This is a genomic window from Pelagicoccus mobilis, assembly GCF_016595505.1.
GTDB classification, from domain to species: domain Bacteria; phylum Verrucomicrobiota; class Verrucomicrobiia; order Opitutales; family Opitutaceae; genus Pelagicoccus; species Pelagicoccus mobilis.
This window is the reverse complement of the sequence record NZ_JAENIL010000087.1, coordinates 1-18,364: the sequence shown is the minus strand read 5'-3', so window position 1 is coordinate 18,364 and position 18,364 is coordinate 1. Positions and strand designations below refer to the sequence as shown.

The following is an 18,364-nucleotide window of genomic DNA, read 5'->3' as shown; positions in this document are numbered from 1 at the left end:
AGCCCGCCAGCGCTAAGCGCTGACGGGCTTTCTTCGATAGCGGGACTACCCCTAATCCCTATGTGCTATCTATTTTTGTTACCCCAAAAAATTGTAAGTCAGGTGGGTCGGACGACTTTCCGAAGGAGTAAGCTCTCGCTTAGTAAGCGCGCTTTTTGGTCTCCAGGGCAGCCATCGCTACCAGTCCGCCTGCTACCACTCCGATTGCCGTCATGATTCCCGCTGCCGGGACGATCACTGCGGCCGCGCCGATTACTGCGACGGTCGCGAGAGTGGCTTCGAATACCTTAGTAGTGTTGAGTGCGTTCATCTTCTTTTTCTTTCTGTCTCTTTGTTGTTCGAGACTACTATACGGCACTTCACTATAATTGGAAATACTTGTTAACTCTATGAGTTATAGTCCCAGCCTATGGTTTGGCTAATTCGTAGGGCTGGGCACTCGCCGCCACGCCGCACGGCAAGAGAAAAGACCAAGAGAGACACGGTGCGTCGCAAGCACACGACGCTACAAAAAAAATCGTTGTTTGATCAACCTAGCCCACGAACACTCTCGCGTTGCGGAACATGCGCATCCATGGAGAATCTTCTCCCCAATCCTTTGGCGCCCAGCTGAGCTGAGTGCTGCGGAAAACACGCTCTGGGTGAGGCATGAGGATCGTGGCACGTCCATCTTCGCTGGTAAGGGAAGTGATACCAAAAGGTGAACCGTTCGGATTGAGCGGATACGCTTCTGTGGCCGCGTGGTTGTTGTCCACATAGCGAGCGGCAACCAAACCGGAAGCGTTGCAAGAAGCAGCCGCCTCTTCGCTCTTGAATTCAGCGCGACCTTCACCATGCGCCACAGCGATTGGAAGTACGCTGCCTTCCATCCCTGCGTACAGCACACTCGGACTGTTCTCGATCTTCACGGAAACGAGACGACCTTCGTATCGCTCGCTGCGGTTTTGCACAAAGTGCGGCCAATGCGCCGTACCCGGAATCAGACTACGCAAGTTACTGAGCATCTGACATCCGTTACATACACCGAGCGAGAATGTGTCTTCGCGTTCGAAGAACGCCTTAAACTCCTGACGAGCCTTCTCATTGAAGAGAATGCTCTTCGCCCAGCCTTCACCCGCGCCAAGCACGTCACCATAGCTGAAACCGCCACATGCCGCCATACCTTTGAAGTCGGCCAGACTCACCTTGCCGCTTAGGACGTCGGTCATGTGAACATCGACACAGTCGAAGCCGGCACGATAGAACGCACCCGCCATTTCGACTTCCCCGTTCACTCCTTGCTCACGCAAGATCGCCATCTTTGGACGAGAGTCGTAATCCTTACCGAGCTGGATATCGAAGGTTACCTTCGGATTGATGCCCTTGTTCTCAACATCCTGGCGAATTTGATGCTCAGACTCGGCAGACTCTGGATTGTCGCGCAGACTCTGCATGCGGAAGGTCACGTCTGACCAGATTGCACGAAGCTCGGACAGGCCATTTTCGTAAATGCCTTCACCTCCCTGCAACACCTTGATCGTGTGGTCGCCATTCAGTGAACCAACCACAGAGCTGCATGTATCCAAACCATGAGCACGCAGTACTTCGAGAACAGCCTCTTCATCAGCATCACGAATTTGGATGAGAGCACCAAGCTCTTCAGCAAAGAGTGAAGCAAAGGCATCCGAATCCGCCGGAACCTCTAGGTCGAGTCCAACGTTACCGGCAAAGGCCATTTCCACAGCAGCGGCAAACAAACCACCGTCCGAACGGTCGTGGTACGAGAGAAGCTTCTGCTCCTTGCCGAGCTGCTGAATCGCGTCCCAGAAATTCTTGAGGTCTTCCGCGCTATCGACATCCGGATTGCCTTCGCCCATTTGGCTGAGAGTTTGAGCGAGTATCGAACTACCGAGGCGGTTCTTTCCACGACCCAAATCGATCAGAATCAAGCTTGTATCAGCTTCTTGGATCAATTGAGGAGTGAGCGAAAGACGAATATCCTCACAGCGAGCGAAAGCGGAAATAATGAGCGAGTTCGGAGCCGTTACACGTTTCTCCCCCTCATCGTCTTGCCAAACGGTGCTCATGCTCATCGAGTCCTTACCCACCGGAATCGTAACGCCAAGCTCAGGACAGAGCTCCATCCCTACCGCCTGCACGGCTTCGTAGAGATCAACCGCATCGCCCGCAACCGATGGAGCGGACATCCAATTGGCAGAGAGATTCACTTGAGTAAGCGGTCCGACTTGAGCAGACGCGAGATTCGTAAGCGCCTCACCCACTGCCAAACGTGCCGAAGCCGCAGCACTGTTTACCGCAGTCGGTGTACGTTCACCCATCGACATCGCTTCTCCAGTGTATCCGTCAAATGAAGACGCGGTCACCGCACAGTCTGCCACGGGCACCTGCCAAGGTCCTACCATTTGATCACGGTGGATGAGCCCCGTAACCGTGCGGTCCCCGATCGTGATAAGGAAAGTCTTATCCGCAACCGTCGGGTGCGAAAGCACACGATTGGCAGCCTCTTCGAGCGTAACACCATCAAGAGCAAGTGGCTCCTGTGGGCGTGTGAGCTTCGTCTCACTACGGTGCATACGAGGTGGCTTACCGAGCAGTACTTCGAGAGGGATATCAATCGGCTTGTTACCGAAGTGCGGATCTTCGAGAACGAGCTGACGTTCATCGGTCGCTTCACCGATGATCGCGTACGGGCAACGCTCACGTTTACAGATCGCTTCAAAGGTTTCGATACGGTCGCCCGGGATCGCCATCACGTAGCGTTCCTGCGACTCGTTACACCAGATCTCGAGCGGGCTCATACCTGGCTCATCATTGTTGACCTTGCGGAGATCGAAGACTCCACCCTTGCCCGCATCGTTCACGAGCTCCGGCATCGCGTTGGAGAGACCTCCAGCCCCGACGTCATGGATGAACACGATCGGGTTCTCTTCACCAAGCGCCCAGCAGCGGTCGATCACTTCCTGACAGCGGCGTTCCATCTCAGGATTGTCACGCTGCACGGAGGCGAAGTCCAAATCCTCGTTGCCAGAACCACTGTCAACCGAGCTAGCAGCGCCGCCGCCAAGACCGATCAACATGGTTGGTCCACCGAGCACGACCAGCTTGTCGCCCTCGTTGACGATACCCTTTTCGATGTGCTCGGTACGGATGTTTCCGAGTCCCCCCGCCAACATGATTGGCTTATGGTAACCGCGGATCTCAGGACCGTTCGCTCCTGGAACCTCTTGTTCGAAAGTACGGAAATAGCCAAGGATCGCAGGACGGCCAAACTCGTTATTGAAGGCCGCGCCACCGAGCGGGCCATCGATCATGATATCGAGCGCGGAAACGATACGCTCCGGCTTGCCAAAATCCTTTTCCCAAGGCTGCGGAGCATCGGGTAGTTTGAGGTTGGATACAGTGAATCCGGTCAGGCCCGCCTTGGGCTTCGAACCGATTCCAGTTGCGCCTTCGTCGCGGATCTCACCACCGGAACCCGTCGCCGCTCCTGGAAACGGAGAAATAGCCGTTGGATGGTTGTGGGTCTCGACCTTACAAAGGATCGCGATGTCCTCAAGCGAAGGTCCGTAAGCGTTGGTCTTCGGGTCGGCGAAAAAGCGGTTGCCCTTGCTGCCTTCAAAAACTGCGGCGTTGTCCTTATAAGCGGACAAGATACCAGCACTGCGCATCTCGAAGGTGTTCTTGATCATCTTAAAGAGCGACTTCTCCTGAGCTTCACCGTCGATATCCCAAGACGCGTTGAAGATCTTGTGGCGGCAGTGCTCCGAGTTTGCCTGGGCAAACATCATCAGCTCGATGTCCGCAGGATCGCGACCGAGCTTCTGGAAATTTTCTACGAGGTAGTCGATCTCGTCTTCCGCGAGCGCCAGGCCGAGTGACTTGTTGGCTTCGACCAATGCCTCGCGGCCGCCCGAGATGACTGGAACAGTAGTAAACGGCTTCGGCTCTTCGTGACGGAAGAGAATCGCGAGCTCGTCCTGAGCCGCAAACACCGCCTGAGTCATGCGATCGTGCAATTGAGCGTCGAGCGCCTTAAGCTGGGCTTCATCGAGGCCGCCATTTTCGAGCTCAACCCAAAACGAAACCGCACGCTCCACACGCTCGAGCTTGGCCAAGCCACAGATGTGAGCAATGTCGGTCGCCTTTGACGACCATGGAGAAAGCGTGCCGGGACGAGGAGCTACAATACGTTGCAAGCCAACAGGTTCGTGTTCCTCGAGCGTCGGCCCGTAGGTAAGGAGCTTCTTGAGAACGTCGAGCTCCGACTCGCTCAAATCACCTTCGATTTCGGCTGCGTGCAGGTACTCCGCATAAACGGACTTTACCGGAAGGCCCGCCGCAGTGAGCGAGGCCTGCAATTTCTGCAAACGGAATTCGGAATGGGAGGGAGCGCCACGAAGGATTATCATAACGCTGGCAAACTGAGAGCTTCCCCCCTGCCCGACAAGCGCGGAGTCAGGAAAAACACCATCCCGCGCCCCCTCAACCCGAAATCTAACTCAAAACTTCTGAGGATTTTTCCCCCGAGAGATCAACCACCGCCTCTGAGTGCCGATACTTAGGGCGACCCGCCATGACCCTTGATCACCTTATTCATCCTGCGACGGCAGCTCGGCTGTTCGACCAGCTCGAATCGCTTGCCCGCGTAAAGACCACCGTCGGCTGCGAGCTAACGAAGCATGCCCTGGACGCAGTATCAGAACCGTGTTTCCTCGCCGACTCGGCCGGCAAGATCGAGCACGCAAACCCTACGCTCAAGGAACTCCTTCCCTCTGGCGAAGCCCTCCCGCTCACCTGGTTCGAGCAAAAAGTCACCGCTCAACGCGTCGCTGCGGAAGGCACCTCCGGGCCAATCTGGATTCCTTCCAGCAACGGTTCCCCAATTCCCGCCATTATGGTGGTTCGCCCCAACGCCGAGGACTTCATCGGCATCATTTATCTTTGCGAAGCCGAAAACACCGCTTCGAACCCATCCGCCCAAACATGGGAAGCCGAACTGGCCGACCTCTCCAACGAAGGCCTCGCCCGAACGGATTCCTCAGGAAACATCGTCTACCTCAACGAAGCCTTCGCCAAGCTCTTTGATCGCGACTCGCGAGAAGAGCTGGTCGGCTCCAACTGGAAGCACCTCCTCTGCGTCGAGGATCTCGGCCGCTTCGAGAGCGAAATCCAGCCCTCCATGGCTTTCACCGGCGACTGGACCGGAACGCTCGGCGACAAGGAACTCTCCATCTCCATGCAAGCAGACGGCGGACTCTTGCTCGCTTGGGCGACGCCGACAGTGGATGCTTCGTACGAAGAAGCCATCCACGAAGCAAAGCTGGAAACAAAGCAACTCTACCAGCAGCTCGACGAAGCGATCGCCAAAGCCAATACCGCAGCCCTGGAGGCCGAACTCGCGAACCAGGCCAAAAGCGCCTTCCTCGCCTCCATGAGCCACGAAATCCGCACCCCCATGAACGCGGTTATCGGACTCACCGGCGTCCTCCTCGATACCCAGATCGACGACGAGCAACGCGACTACCTGCAAACAATCCGCTCCAGCGGCGACGCCCTTCTCGTCCTCATCAACGACATTCTCGACTTTTCCAAAATAGAGTCCGACAAGATGGAACTAGAAGAACGCCCCCTCGATCCAAGAGGTTGCGTGGAAGAATCCCTCGAGCTTCTGGCTGAAAAAGCCACGTCCAAAGGACTCGAGCTCTGCTACGAATTCGCCCCGCAAGTCCCCTACGGTATCGCAGGCGATGTCACCCGACTCCGCCAAATCCTCGTCAACCTCGTCGGCAACGCCATCAAGTTCACCGAACGCGGCCAAATCGAGGTCTACGTCGACACCAAGGAAGAAGACGACAAACCCTGCCTCCTCGAGTTCACCGTTCGCGACTCCGGCATCGGAATCCCCTACGAGAAGCAACACCGCCTCTTCGATTCATTCTCCCAAGTCGACTCCTCCACCACCCGCAAATACGGAGGCACCGGACTCGGCCTAGCCATCTCCAAAAAGTTGACCGAACTCATGGGCGGCGAAATGAGCGTCAAAAGCAAGGAAGGCCAAGGCTCCTCATTCATCTTTACTATCCAAGCAAAAGCGACAGACCCCGTCGTCTATTCCCCCGAACTCGACCACCGAGGCAAGTCCCTCCTCAAAGGAAAATCCGCCCTCGTCGTCCAACCCAATTCCACGGTAAGCGGCATTCTCAAGCGTCAGCTCAACCGTTGGGAAGCGAATACAGACACCGCTCAAACGATCGAGGAGTGCTTGGGAACGCCAGACGACCCTCGCTACGACCTGCTCTTCGTCGACCAATCCTACGACGAAAAGCAAAGAGCCCGCCTGCTCCAGCAATTCGCCAACGCCAAACTCGTAAGAGTCGCCCCATACGGCAAAAACGGCGACTGCTCCCTCGGTTCCTTTGTCGTCACAAAGCCACTCAAGCCAAGCAATCTGATAGACGTAGTCTCAAAAACACTACAAAGCGATTGCTCAAGCACTGGCCTCGCTGAAAGCAAATCAGCACAGACCGACAAGCAAAAGCCAGGCCAGACCTACCCGCTACGCATCCTCATGGCAGAGGACAACAAGGTAAACCAAAAGGTCGGCGCTCTCATTCTCAAAAAACTCGGTTTCAACATCGACTTCGCCAACAACGGCCGCGAAGTCATCGACATCCTCGACAGGGAATCCTACGACGTAGTGCTCATGGACATACAGATGCCCGAGATGGATGGCTACGAAGCCACACGGGAAATCTCAAAACGCTACCCGGCAGGCAAGCAGCCCTATATCATCGCCCTCACCGCAAACGCGATGCAAGGCGACCGAGAACGAGCCATTGCGGCCGGCATGCACGACTACGTCAGCAAACCCATCCGCCGCAAAGCGATCGAAGCCGCTCTCGTCCAAGCCTACCAAGCAACCAAGAAAGCGCCGGATCTCGAAGTAGTCGAAGGAAACTAAAAGGTAGGGCTCGACCGCCGTGGCGAGCCGCATTGTCACAGCTCCTTCAACGGCGTCTGCGCCTCCGCCCACGCCAAACACACATTTACCCCGGGCCGCCTAAGCAACCCGAGGGTTTAACAATGATCGGCTCGAGCCGGGCCGACCCAACACCGGCCCAGCTCCTTACCGTTTCAACTACGAGGCGCGCGAACTGGCCTCGTCACGCCACTTGCGAATGCTGGAGAAGGCTTGCCCCATTTCCTCCCGATCGAGCTCCCAATCTCCGTCCACATCGAAGTTCGCGATAATAAATGCAGCCGCCGTCTCAGGGCTGCCAAGCATCGGGTCCTCCTTGTGCACCTCGTAGCGAGCCTGAGCTTCATCGGCTTTAGGCGAGCCACGTTCCTCGAGCTTCGCGATCCTATCGAGACGGCGTTCGTCCCTGTGTTGCAGGGCCGTTGTTAGTTCAGTTTCCGAGATAGAACGGCTATTGTCGGCGTCCATCTTGGCAAAAAGTCTTTCCGGCGAATCATCCCCCTTCATCTCAGGACGAGCCGAGGCAAATCCAACGATTGAAAGGCAGGCAATAACGACTGTGGCAAAAGCGGTTTTGTTTTTCATGGACGCAGTAAACCACGCTCCGATTACAACTCCTCTACAGCTTCATTACATGTTTGTCATTTGACCCGCAGCCAAACCCCTCTTCAGCCCCTCAACCACAAACGCGCAATACACCGCCGGCAGGGACTCTCTCATTTCACCGTTAAACATCCTCTCCCCAGCATAGTCTCCAGCACCAGCCCATTCGTAAACACTCACGCTATTGGCACGCCAAGGTTCTAGAAAAAGGACGGGGCAATCATAGATACGGCCCGCCATCAGGTTCCTCGCCCAAAGATATCCCTTCCCCCCTCGCGACGAAGCGTTGTCACCAACATACGAATACGCCGGCAATCCAGTCCCCTCCAACATCGCTTCCGCCATCGCCTCCCCCCAACGCAGCTCCTCATGGTGGTACCCCTTCACCAATCGCAACAACAACTCGCTCCGCTGACTCTCCCGAGCCAATTCGCCAGACAGATAGCACCCGTTCACCAAAATGTGCGCATCGTTTTTTTCCAGAAGCGTGGGAGCGGCTTCGTTCGGAGCCGAACTCGCATTGATATGCAGCACGATCGCCAAGTCCGCGCCGCCTTGCTCCTTCAAGCGATCCGCCCGGGCCCGAATCTCAGCGCTTCGGTAAAACAGCAAATTCGCCAGACCAGTCCGCCTCTCCTCAAGCTCTTCGCTCGCCCCTCCAGGATAGCGCCCCAATGCCGTTTCCTGAAAATCCTTCGGACGCAATCGAGTCACCGGCCCCGCGGATTCACGCAGCAGAAAAACCTCCGCCCCTAACGCCTCCAACTCCCTCTCCAATCTCAAAGCCGTCGCCAACACGAGGTCCCCCTCCTGCACGATCGCCCCCTCTCCGATAGCGAAGGAGCGATGCTCCATCCTCCCCCATTTCCCGCCCAAATGCCCAGGGTCGATCGCAATCCGCATCCCCTCGAAACTCGAGCGATGCTTTCTCTTGCTCGCCGGAGCATCCATCGCGAAACGCAAAAAATACGGCTCGCTCCCCGCTCCCTTCGCGATCGTGACCCCCTCCTCTTCCACATCCATCCACTCCCGCCAATTCGCCTTCGACGCATAGACCTCATCCATCGCCTTCTCGAACGCCGCTCTATGCACCGAACCTTGGTACAGATCCAGCACCTCCCATTTCGCAGCCGGACTCAGAACCTGATCCACTCGCTCCGTTTCCGAACACCCCCAAACGAAAAGAAAACCCAGCAAAAGCCACCAACGCATCTCCAACACTCCACCGCCTCCCACCAGAATCCGCAACCTTCCATTTCCACACTTGCCCGAATCCCAATTTAAAATACAGATCTCCAACCGGAATCCTTCCTCATGCCATTTAACGTTACCTGGAAAAAAAAATTCGTGCTCTTCGAATACTTCGGAGACGTCAGCTCCTCTGAACTTATCGAAAGCAATCAGGACGTTTACGGAGACCAACGTTTCGACGATCTCAACTGGGAACTCGTCTACTTCGACAAAGCGGACTCCGTAGAGCTCGATGAACGAACGATACAATTCATCGCCTACATGGACCTCGCCGCTTCCCGCAGCAATCCAGACATCATCGTCGCCTTCGTCGGCCAAACCGAAGTCCTCGACAAAATCGAGACGCTCTACAGCAACATCGGCAAAGACCCCGTCTGGCCAGTCATCCGCTTCGACTCCTGCGAAGAAGCAATCGCGTACATCACACAGTCCGAGCACCCGTAAGACATCTGTATCCAGATATTGGATAAATCCGTATCGTCAAACGCAAAGCCCCCAGTAAAGGCTCACCAGAGCTCCACAAATTTGGGTTTTCCCTAAAGCATGTCGTTTGACCAGTCGCAGCTAAGCCCCCTCGTCTCGTGCACTCACGTAGTGCAGAGAAGCGTGCCTCTTCTTTACTTTACCAGAGTTTACTCTATATTCTCGGCTCTAGCCTGAGCTCCTCGTTACCCCAATCCGCAGACTAGCTGAATCCTAGGGGATACAAGGCGGTGAAAGCACCACCGCAATAACCAGTTAATCGCGGACGGTCCAATACCATAGAGAGCTTCCGGGTGCCCTATCTTCCAAATTGAGGCCCCCCCCGATATCGCATCCAACGAAACACGTGAGTACAAACCCTATGAAAACAAAACTGCTCCCGACCACCTTTCTAACGCTCTACCTCACTCTAAACTCAGTCTTCGCAGGTGGGGTCCCTGGTGAAGATCCAAACGGACTTTACTATCAGTCCGGAAGCCTAGATGAAACGTACGGCGGCGTGCGAGAAGGCCTAAACCTCTACGTCACCAACGGTCCCAAATCAGCCCAATACAAAGGGACTCGGCTCACCCTACTGAGCGGCACCGTAGTAGATGGGACCGTTGAAACGAACGGGCAATCCGAACTCATCGCGATCGATGCCTCCATCGAAGGAGTGGTCTCAGCATTTGGAAATTCGATCGTAGATTTGAGATCGGGAAGCTTCGGCGAACTCATCGCCGACGATGACGCCGTCCTGTTCCTCTCAGCACCCAGTAACGGAACCGTCCGGACAAGAAACGTATCCCACTTCTTCATGGATGATGGTGGGAGCGTCGCTCGCCTTTTCGCATCCGACTCCACGGATATAAAGATAAGGGGCGGGAGCGTATTAGGCGTCGTTTACGGCTTTGCTTGCGCCAGAATTAGCATTTTTGACGGAGTATTTTACTCTCCACTTACCGCATTCGGACAATCAACCATTACAATATCCGGAGGGAACTTCCTGCAGACTAACTCGCTTCCCGAACGTTCTTCAGACGCTGTATTCCGATGCATAGAAGACGGCATCATCCAGTTTGTTGGCTCCAATTTCACAGTAAACAACGTCCCAGTAAACGGCCTCTTAGACTTAGACAAACTCGCAAGCACTGGAGTGATCGAACGCATCGGAGACGACTATGAAAGGTACTACACAGGTATCGTTCGGGGAACCCTACAAACAGGGCAAACACTAGAAAGCTCCTTTTGGATCCATCGCGCACAGGAATACCAAGACGACGCTAACCTGCTGTTTATCTCAGACAACGGCCCAACAAACGAAGAGCTCGAGGAAAACCTCCTGCAAACGGCAGCTTTACTTTCGAAAGCCGAGGAGGATCTTCTCGAAAGCCAAAACAAGATTCTCTCCATGAACCAAGAGCTCGAAACGCTGAAGGAGAAGATCGCTCAGCTGCAACAATACGGGGCGCCAGGGCTCGGTCCAAACGCGCTCCTCAACAGCACTTTCGATTCGGATTTATCTTTCTGGAAATTCTATACCAGCGGATCAGCCAACGCCATGCTCTACGCCCCCGGAGTCCATCAGTCAAGCGGAGCCGCCTCGATCAAAGTCAATTCCTCGAGCAGCAACCTCCAGCTCTACCAGAACGACATCCCCTTGCTGCACAACACGGAGTACGAGCTCACCTTCTACGCGTATTCAAATACTGGAAACGATTTCAAAGTATCCATTTCAGGACACGAGTTTCCTTTCATCAACTACGGGCTCAATCGAGAAGTCGTGAACCTAACAACCGAATGGAAGAAGTTCACCATCAAGTTCACAACAAAGAACTTCGGAACCCCCGCTTTCGACGCTCGCCTTTCATTCTGGCTCGCCGACAACGCTCGCCCCGGGGATCAGTACTTCATCGACAACGTATACCTCGTTCCGGCCCAGGAGCTGTCTCCACTCGCCGCCAAACTAGAAGTACGAGCTCGAGCCTTGCGCAACATCAAATAAAGCCCTCATCACAAAGGTCCGTTGCGCGCCTCGCCGAAGCTTAACGCGAAGGCGGGTCCCCAACGGACACAAAACCGTTCCCAACCTAGCATGTCACCTATCCATCCTCAGTGATAGACCAACAAAAAGGCGCCCCACCCACGGGACGCCTTTACGCTGACTGAACGTAACTAGAAATTAAATACGCAAGCGACTACTCGGAATCCTCCCCAGCTCCTTCCGAAGTACCGCCATCTGCAGATCCTCCACTCCAGCTCTGGGCTTTCTTCATTTTCTCAGCAGCAGCCGCGATTCCCACTCCACCGGCGATTCCCACAGGAAGCACCGCAACAGCATCCTTGTAGGAGAATCCCGAATACCCTTCCGTAATCAGAGCGTCACCTTCTCGGTAGGTAGCCGATGCGCTCGGGGCAAGAAAACCACCCAACAAAGACTCGACCGCATTGGCAATCAACGGAGCGAAAGCTGCCATTTCAGGATTCTGCTCCAGCAAGCCGACAAGCTGATCGACCTCCACCCCACTGCTGTACGCATAAAAGGCAGCATCCTCTGGAAGACGACCCGCAACACGCTGGTAAGCAGCCGAATCGACTAGCCCCTCGCCAGTTCCCAGAGTCTTCACCCATTCGCTGTCAGTGTAGATCAAGAGGTCGTTAGAATCACTTGAGACCTCAACAAACAAACCAATCGGCGCCCCTTGCAAGAACATCGACAAGTCAGCGACACGCCCCTTATCCGTATCCGAAAACTGAACACCCATCTGAGTCATCATCGGCTCTAGGCGCTCGACCAAACCTCCAGCGCCCTTCAGGGCGAGGTAGCCTTTGATATCCGGAGCCGCCGGGTTCTCCATATTTTGCACAACGATCAAATCCATTCCACCCGAAAGAGCGCTCACCAACTCGCCCACGGTAATATCCGTATCTGCAACAGGCTGGCCTAGACCTTGCATCACCATGCCTTCGCCCATCGGCCCCATGATCGTGCTCGCGAGAGACTGGGCCGTGCTCACAATGGCATCAAAATCGAATCTACCAGAAATCACGGTAGACGCATCGGCTGGAGCGATCTTTGCCGCCCGGAATCCGATTTTATCCAAGGAGTAGACGCCAAACAAGCCAGCCGGGTCGCCTTCAAGCAAAGTCACCGAACGATTGCGATGAAGCCCTTGCTCAACCTCAGTCGAGCTCATCCCCATGGACCGAACCGAGCCAAAGCCGAGGGTTTCAAAAATAGCAGGGAAATCGATAGGGAATGGAGGCACATTCGGATTCGAGTCAGCAAACTGCTGGTAAATCACGTTTAGCTTGTCGCCGAGAACTTTGCCCTCCCCGTCAAAGTCCATGTAGCCGACGAAATCGCCATCGAGGTCTAGGTGCCCGGACATCTCCTTAAAGGAGCCCGCTTGCAGCGAAATTGCAGATGCGCCCAAAGCCAAAGCGGCCACAGACAGTTTTTTGAAGGTATTAGGATTCATTTGTCGGAGTGTTACACAAACAGGTTCAAACGCGTTACACCAAAATTGCTCGCGCCCCCTCAGGCGATCCAATTCGAACCGCCTCTAGACCTCCGGCTGCGTCCACCCCGTGTCCGCCTCGATGTCCGAACAATCCACCAATCGGTCCAACGCCTCCAACGGACACCGCAACTCCAACCCCTCCAGTCGCTCCCGATAAACCTCCGCTGGAGTCAATCCATGCAAGTTCCCCTTCGCCGCCGGAAAATAGCGACGATGCCCCTCCGTACCGGCCAAGGCGCAACGCCTCACCAGATCCCCAGCCGAAGCCGTCGACAAATAGGCGTACAGATCGAACGCGTTCTTCCGCGGATTCGGATCGATCTCCCGCAAACTCGCCAATCCATTCTCCAGCAAAATCGGAAACCGGATCGAAACCGCCGAGATCCCATACCGATCCACGAAACCATCCAACATCTGCTCCCCAGCAGCCTTGCTCAGACTGTAAGGATTTCTAGGATACAACTTCGCAGAAGAGTCCGCCGGCAAGCGCTCGAAGAGGATTTCATGCTCCTCCCTCTCCACATCCAGTCGAAAGCCAGTCAGCAACTGGACCGAACTCGCGAAAACGATACGTCTGACCCCACTTTCAACCGCCGCCTGGAAAACGTTGATATCCATGCTCACGTTATCGACGTAGACCTCTTGAGCGCTTCGCCCGAGCCAATCCGTGCAATTGGCCAAATGCACCACACAATCACAGCCCTGCGCCATCGAGTAGCAACTCGCCCGATCAAGAACATCGGCCTTCACGATCGGATAACCGAGCCCCTCGCCTTCACCCCGATCCACAGCCACCAACTCAATTCCCGATCCCAACAGCTCCCCGCAAACCGCTCTCCCCAACAATCCCGCTGCGCCTGTCACTAGCACTTTCATAGCCACTCAACCCCACAATCCCGCCACGCCCCTTGCAAGTCGACACCCCATCCACTAAACAGTAGACCATCCCCACCTAGCAGCGCCCCACACCAAAACAAAAAATGCTCACCTCCTGCATCATCGGCACCGGCCGAATCGGCTCATCCCTCGAAAAAGATCCGCTCCGCTCCCCCGGCAGCTCCCACGCCGGATGCTACCACCTGCACCCCGACGTCAAACTCGTCGCCGGAGCCGACACCGATCCCGAAACCCTCGCCACCTTCGGCCAAGATTGGACGCTCGATCGCTCGCGCCTCTACGCCGACTACCGCGAAATGCTCGCAGCCGAAAAGCCGGACATCGCCAGCATCTGCGCCTACGCCCCCGAGCGACTCGAGATGTCCCTCGCCGCCCTCGAGACCGGAGCCAAAGGTCTCTGGCTCGAAAAAGCGCTCGGCTGCTCCATCGCCGATGGAGAGGCCATCCAAGCCGCCCTCCTCAAACACTCCGCCACCGCCGTAGTTGACTATCCACGACGAGCCAGAGCCCCGTTCCGAAAAATCAGGAAACTGATCGAAGAGCAAACCTTCGGCCGCCTCCAATCCGTCACCTGCCACATGACCCACCAGCTCATCCACACCGGGACACATGCCTACGACGTGCTCCGCTACTGGTGCGGCGAAGCGCTATCCGTAAGCGGCAAACTCGAAAGCCCTCCCAATCCAAACGAAGCGATCGAAGACCAAGGCGGGCAAGCCACCATCCAGTTCGAAAACGGAACCGTGGCCTTCGTCTCCGCGTACCGAAAAAGGTACTACATCTTCCAGTTCGACCTCATTTTCGATCAAGCCCGCATCCTCATCGGAAACGACATCGAAAAAGTCTACCTTCCCGCCCCCAGCAAGCTCTACACCGGCTTCAAAGAGCTCTTCCCAGAGGACAACTACGATTGGGGCCCCAACTACCCCCGCGACATGATCGCGGAACTAATTCACGCTCTGAACACAGGAGAAACGCCCCTCTTCTCCGTAGCCAACGCTATCGAATCCCTCCGCATCGCCCTCGCCATTTTCGACTCCCATCAACAAAACGGCAGAGCCATCACGCCATCGGAGGTCGACCCCAACCTTAAGATCAGAAACCATTAGGCCGTGTCTTTATATGAGCTCAAAGCTGGCAGGAATCCAAATTTCGAGGAACAAGGCGGCCAAATGGGACACGGCCTAGGGCGAAACAAACGTACATCAGAGCGTTCTAAACCTCCCGAGTATGAAATCTGAAATTCAAAAATGCCTAGCCGGCGAGCTCTTCAACACTTCGAACGAGCAGTCGCAAACGATGATCGGCCAAGCCCGGGACCTCACCAGAAAATACAACGCGACCCAGCATAGCGAGAAGGCAGAGCGTCGATCCATCCTCGAAGACCTCTTCGATGAACTAGGCACAAACGTCACCATCGATACCCCCTTCTACTGCGACTACGGCAAACACACCACGATCGGCAACAACGTCATTATCAACATCAACTGCATCTTCGTGGACTGCAACCGGATCACGATCGGCGACAACGTCCTAATCGCCTCCAACGTCCAGATCTGCACCGCCACGCATCCTGTCCACCCCTCTGAACGCTTGGTCGAAAACTGGGATCCCCAAAGCGACCATCCCTACTTTCGCACCTACGCCCAACCGGTCACCATCGAAGACAACGCCTGGATCGGAGCCGGTGTCACGATCCTGCCCGGAGTCACCATCGGAAAAAACGCCGTCATCGGCGCCGGTAGCGTGGTCACGCGATCGATCCCACCAGACAGCCTCGCCGTCGGAAATCCCTGCAAAGTCATCCGCAACGTAAACGAAGAGCGCCGGTAAGACTTCACCGAGAAGCCTCTCAAGCAGGAAACGCTCCCCTAATTCTCAACAAAAAAGACTTCCGGGACGTAGAGAGCTGGATTAACACTCTCAGCCCATGGAGCTCTCCTACGCCACCGCATCTCCGGATGACTTCGAATCCCTACTCGAGCTAAGACTCCTGGCCATGCGCCCAAGCCTCAAAGCCATCGGGCGCTTCGATCCGCAACGCAGCGCCGAAAGATTCAAAAAATCCTTCGCTCCGCAAAATACCGAGAAACTGATAGTGGACAGAACCCTCGTCGGCTTTGTCGCGGTTACCACCAAGAACGATCACCTGTACTTGGATCACTTATACATTCATCCCGACTTCCAGTCCTCCGGAATCGGTTCCCAGGCTTTGACTCGAATCATTCAATCGGCAGACGAAAAACAACTCCCCATCAAGCTCAACGCCCTGCGGTCAAGCCCATCCAACTCATTCTACAAGCGACACGGATTCCGGGTCACTCGCGAGGAAGAGTGGGATATCTACTACGAACGCCCCACAACACCAGCGACATGAGCAAACATCTCCTAATGTTCGACGTCGACGGCACCCTCGTCCAATCTCTCGACCTCGAGGACAAGCTCTTCCCCCTATCCTGCGAACAAGCGCTCGGCATAGACTCCGTATCCTCAGACTGGAGCCAATACGAAGTTCCCTCCGACAGAGGCATTGTAAGCCAGCTAGCGGAAACACGTCTCAACCGGCCTGCCACACAAGAAGATTTCGATAAAGCTGAAGCAAGTTTCCACCGCCTCATCCGGGAGGAGCTTGAGAGATTCCCCGACGCCTGCCGTGCATTACCCGGAGCAGTCGAAATGATTGAGACCGTAAAAGCACTGCCCGATACCATCGTCGCAATCGCAACTGCAGGTTGGCGATCAACCGCCCACCTGAAACTCTCCCAGGCCGGATTCGACGTCGAAGGCATCATCCTCTGCTCCTCCAGCGAACGCCGCACCAAAGCAGAAATCATGGAACTCGCCACGCAACGCGCCCGAAGTCGCTTCGGCATCGAGAACTTCAAAAGCCAAACCTACGTCGGCGACTCTCCAGGAGACAAACAAGCCAGCGAACGACTCGGCTTCCAATTCATCGGCATCCGCAGCAAAGAAAACACAAACCAACAAGAGGAGTACCCATTTTCTTGCTACACCGATTTAGATCACTTTCTCGCCACTCTTAAAACGAAGCGAAAATAGCTCCACTCCAAAAAAAGCTTCTTCAACCAACGACACTCGAATGGGACTTTTCAGCCAAATTTTCGGACGCGGAGATCAACCAGAACGCTACCGCAACGAGATGCAGCAGCAATCAAACCGTCTCTACCATATCGAGAAAGTCGCAGAATTCCTAGACGAACTCGAAGAAGAAGGCTTCGACCAAAGTAAGGAATTTCAATTCCAGTGTATCTTCACCACTGATACGGAGAAAAAAGCCAAACGATTCGCCGAAGAACTCAGAAAGATCAACTACCAGGGCGATTGGCAAAAACCGGACGAAGGCGACTTCGAAATCATTGGCAACTCCCTTATCAAGGAATCACGCAAACCAGCTCTGCTGGATTGGGTCGCGCTCATGTGCGAGCTCAGCGAAGCCCACGACTGCGAGTTCGCCAGTTGGCTCCCGGTTCGCCCCTGAACTACTTCGCCAGCAGGATGAGAACGACACCCAACAAAATGCCGAGCACGCAGGGCGTCTTCGCCCGATAGTTTCGCTCCTTAAAAAGCAGGTATCCGGCCGCAAAACTCACCAGCACTCCGCCCCGCCGCAAACAAGACACCACGGAAATCAGAGCGTCCTCGTCCCGCAAGGCCTCGAAATACAGATAATCGGCCACCAGCAAAGTCACTCCGATCATCGGAATCGACCAACGCCAATAGAACACCCCACGCTCCCACCAGCGACGCCACCAACCAATCATCATCGGCAGCATAACCACCACCAGATAGATCGAGAACCAAGCCTGAACCGTCGACGTCTGATAGCCGATAGTCCCCATCAAGTACTTGTCGTACAGCCCGCTCACCGTACCCGCCAACGTCGCTCCCACCATGAAGAGCACCCAACGATTTCGGTGAAACACAAAGCCTTCCCGCTTACCCGCAAACGAAAGGGCGACAAACGAAACAAGCGTGACCGCTATCCCCGCCCACTGCAGACCGCTCGGCCGCTCGGAAAGAACCGCCACCGCTCCCAACAGAGTCCAGAATGGCCCCGTGGCTCGAATTCCTCCCGCCAGCGAAACGGGCAGATGCTTGAGCGCGAAATAGGACAGTACCCAGGATACGGTTACGATGCTCGACTTTAACAACAACCTCAAATGGTCCACCAACCCGAGCGACTCAACCTGCAACATCGGGTGAGGCGCTTGCCCAAACTCGGACATAATAACCCAAGGCACCCACAAAATCGCTCCGCAGCAGACACTGATGAAGAGCGTAGGAATCACCGCATTCCCATTTACCGACCGCTTTTTAAAAACGTCGTAGACCCCCAAAAAGAGCGCGCTCGCTACTGCAAGATAAACCCAAGTCATAATTCAGCGCCCCACTAGGCACATCCGGAATAGGCTCACAACCCAATTTTCCCACGAAGGGCTGCCCCACAAGAAAAGCCCCGTCACCCACCTCGTAGCCAAGCTCGCGAGAGCTTGGCCCCATTGGCCTGTTTCAGCAGATGCGGCAATGACAGACGGGCTGTTGCCCAAAGGGGCAAGAAACGGACCGCTTTCCCGAAAGCGTAAAATTCAGAGGGAAAGACTGACGCGGGCCGAAGCTGGAGAGATGC

The 18,364-nt window shown here is 55.3% G+C and carries 15 protein-coding genes; 8 read left to right on the top strand and 7 right to left on the bottom strand.

Annotated features, from left to right (window positions below):
• Nucleotides 1-139: 139 nt before the first annotated feature.
• Both JIN87_RS26310 and purL read right to left on the bottom strand, forming a co-directional pair.
• Nucleotides 140-310 carry a hypothetical protein gene (locus tag JIN87_RS26310; RefSeq protein ID WP_200359375.1) on the bottom strand — a complete coding sequence of 57 codons (171 nt, stop codon included), beginning with the start codon at nucleotides 308-310 and terminating at the stop codon, nucleotides 140-142.
• A 223-nt stretch (nucleotides 311-533) separates the two neighbouring features.
• Nucleotides 534-4,409 (bottom strand): phosphoribosylformylglycinamidine synthase, encoded by a 3,876-nt coding sequence (gene purL / locus JIN87_RS26305; RefSeq protein WP_200359373.1) that lies wholly within the window; start codon nucleotides 4,407-4,409, stop codon nucleotides 534-536.
• 164 nt (nucleotides 4,410-4,573) lie between these two features.
• Here purL and JIN87_RS26300 point away from each other — a divergent pair, with 164 nt between their 5' ends.
• Nucleotides 4,574-6,961, top strand: coding sequence for an ATP-binding protein (locus JIN87_RS26300; protein ID WP_200359371.1), 2,388 nt, complete (start codon nucleotides 4,574-4,576; stop codon nucleotides 6,959-6,961).
• A gap of 177 nt (nucleotides 6,962-7,138) precedes the next feature.
• Here JIN87_RS26300 and JIN87_RS26295 read toward each other — a convergent pair whose 3' ends face one another.
• Entirely contained in the window at nucleotides 7,139-7,564 is a 426-nt protein-coding gene (locus tag JIN87_RS26295) for a hypothetical protein (protein ID WP_200359369.1), read from the bottom strand.
• 45 nt (nucleotides 7,565-7,609) lie between these two features.
• Nucleotides 7,610-8,881: an N-acetylmuramoyl-L-alanine amidase family protein gene (locus JIN87_RS26290; RefSeq protein ID WP_200359367.1), complete on the bottom strand. Its 1,272-nt coding sequence runs from the start codon at nucleotides 8,879-8,881 to the stop codon at nucleotides 7,610-7,612.
• 15 nt (nucleotides 8,882-8,896) lie between these two features.
• Here JIN87_RS26290 and JIN87_RS26285 point away from each other — a divergent pair, with 15 nt between their 5' ends.
• Together JIN87_RS26285 and JIN87_RS26280 are read left to right on the top strand one after the other, a co-directional pair.
• Complete coding sequence (locus tag JIN87_RS26285) at nucleotides 8,897-9,277, top strand: hypothetical protein (RefSeq protein ID WP_200359365.1); 381 nt, start codon at nucleotides 8,897-8,899, stop codon at nucleotides 9,275-9,277.
• Nucleotides 9,278-9,677: 400 nt separating this feature from the next.
• Nucleotides 9,678-11,300 carry a carbohydrate binding domain-containing protein gene (locus JIN87_RS26280; RefSeq protein WP_200359363.1) on the top strand — a complete coding sequence of 541 codons (1,623 nt, stop codon included), beginning with the start codon at nucleotides 9,678-9,680 and terminating at the stop codon, nucleotides 11,298-11,300.
• A gap of 193 nt (nucleotides 11,301-11,493) precedes the next feature.
• On the opposite strand, the gene JIN87_RS26275 is transcribed toward JIN87_RS26280, so the two are convergent.
• Nucleotides 11,494-12,777 (bottom strand): hypothetical protein, encoded by a 1,284-nt coding sequence (locus JIN87_RS26275; RefSeq protein WP_200359361.1) that lies wholly within the window; start codon nucleotides 12,775-12,777, stop codon nucleotides 11,494-11,496.
• 84 nt (nucleotides 12,778-12,861) lie between these two features.
• Nucleotides 12,862-13,695 (bottom strand): NAD-dependent epimerase/dehydratase family protein, encoded by an 834-nt coding sequence (locus JIN87_RS26270; RefSeq protein WP_200359358.1) that lies wholly within the window; start codon nucleotides 13,693-13,695, stop codon nucleotides 12,862-12,864.
• 104 nt (nucleotides 13,696-13,799) lie between these two features.
• Here JIN87_RS26270 and JIN87_RS26265 point away from each other — a divergent pair, with 104 nt between their 5' ends.
• The 5 genes from JIN87_RS26265 (at nucleotide 13,800) to JIN87_RS26245 (ending at nucleotide 17,215) form a co-directional block, all read left to right on the top strand.
• The gene (locus JIN87_RS26265; RefSeq protein ID WP_200359356.1) at nucleotides 13,800-14,825 is read left to right on the top strand and encodes a Gfo/Idh/MocA family protein; all 1,026 of its coding nucleotides are present in this window, start codon (nucleotides 13,800-13,802) and stop codon (nucleotides 14,823-14,825) included.
• A 121-nt stretch (nucleotides 14,826-14,946) separates the two neighbouring features.
• On the top strand, nucleotides 14,947-15,549 hold the full coding sequence (locus tag JIN87_RS26260) for a sugar O-acetyltransferase (RefSeq protein ID WP_200359354.1): 603 nt from the start codon (nucleotides 14,947-14,949) through the stop codon (nucleotides 15,547-15,549).
• A gap of 97 nt (nucleotides 15,550-15,646) precedes the next feature.
• Nucleotides 15,647-16,093, top strand: coding sequence for a GNAT family N-acetyltransferase (locus tag JIN87_RS26255; protein ID WP_200359352.1), 447 nt, complete (start codon nucleotides 15,647-15,649; stop codon nucleotides 16,091-16,093).
• Nucleotides 16,090-16,776, top strand: a complete 687-nt coding sequence (locus JIN87_RS26250) for an HAD family hydrolase (protein ID WP_200359350.1) — start codon at nucleotides 16,090-16,092, stop codon at nucleotides 16,774-16,776. Before JIN87_RS26255 ends, JIN87_RS26250 begins: the two co-directional genes overlap by 4 nt.
• A 40-nt stretch (nucleotides 16,777-16,816) precedes the next feature.
• A complete protein-coding gene (locus JIN87_RS26245) occupies nucleotides 16,817-17,215 on the top strand; it encodes a ribonuclease E inhibitor RraB (RefSeq protein ID WP_200359348.1) in 399 nt (132 codons plus the stop codon).
• Nucleotide 17,216: 1 nt separating this feature from the next.
• Here the strand turns inward: JIN87_RS26245 and JIN87_RS26240 are convergent, their stop codons facing one another.
• Nucleotides 17,217-18,113, bottom strand: a complete 897-nt coding sequence (locus tag JIN87_RS26240; protein WP_200359346.1) for an EamA family transporter — start codon at nucleotides 18,111-18,113, stop codon at nucleotides 17,217-17,219.
• Between the last annotated feature and the right edge of the window lie 251 nt (nucleotides 18,114-18,364).

Excerpts from the sequence above, each read along its gene's own strand:
- JIN87_RS26310 (WP_200359375.1), bottom strand. The coding sequence starts at position 310 with ATGAACGCACTCAACACTACTAAGGTATTCGAAGCCACTCTCGCGACC.
- purL (WP_200359373.1), bottom strand. The coding sequence starts at position 4,409 with ATGATAATCCTTCGTGGCGCTCCCTCCCATTCCGAATTCCGTTTGCAG.
- JIN87_RS26300 (WP_200359371.1), top strand. The coding sequence starts at position 4,574 with ATGACCCTTGATCACCTTATTCATCCTGCGACGGCAGCTCGGCTGTTC.
- JIN87_RS26295 (WP_200359369.1), bottom strand. The coding sequence starts at position 7,564 with ATGAAAAACAAAACCGCTTTTGCCACAGTCGTTATTGCCTGCCTTTCA.
- JIN87_RS26285 (WP_200359365.1), top strand. The coding sequence starts at position 8,897 with ATGCCATTTAACGTTACCTGGAAAAAAAAATTCGTGCTCTTCGAATAC.
- JIN87_RS26280 (WP_200359363.1), top strand. The coding sequence starts at position 9,678 with ATGAAAACAAAACTGCTCCCGACCACCTTTCTAACGCTCTACCTCACT.
- JIN87_RS26275 (WP_200359361.1), bottom strand. The coding sequence starts at position 12,777 with ATGAATCCTAATACCTTCAAAAAACTGTCTGTGGCCGCTTTGGCTTTG.
- JIN87_RS26270 (WP_200359358.1), bottom strand. The coding sequence starts at position 13,695 with ATGAAAGTGCTAGTGACAGGCGCAGCGGGATTGTTGGGGAGAGCGGTT.
- JIN87_RS26265 (WP_200359356.1), top strand. The coding sequence starts at position 13,800 with ATGCTCACCTCCTGCATCATCGGCACCGGCCGAATCGGCTCATCCCTC.
- JIN87_RS26260 (WP_200359354.1), top strand. The coding sequence starts at position 14,947 with ATGAAATCTGAAATTCAAAAATGCCTAGCCGGCGAGCTCTTCAACACT.
- JIN87_RS26255 (WP_200359352.1), top strand. The coding sequence starts at position 15,647 with ATGGAGCTCTCCTACGCCACCGCATCTCCGGATGACTTCGAATCCCTA.
- JIN87_RS26250 (WP_200359350.1), top strand. The coding sequence starts at position 16,090 with ATGAGCAAACATCTCCTAATGTTCGACGTCGACGGCACCCTCGTCCAA.
- JIN87_RS26245 (WP_200359348.1), top strand. The coding sequence starts at position 16,817 with ATGGGACTTTTCAGCCAAATTTTCGGACGCGGAGATCAACCAGAACGC.
- JIN87_RS26240 (WP_200359346.1), bottom strand. The coding sequence starts at position 18,113 with ATGACTTGGGTTTATCTTGCAGTAGCGAGCGCGCTCTTTTTGGGGGTC.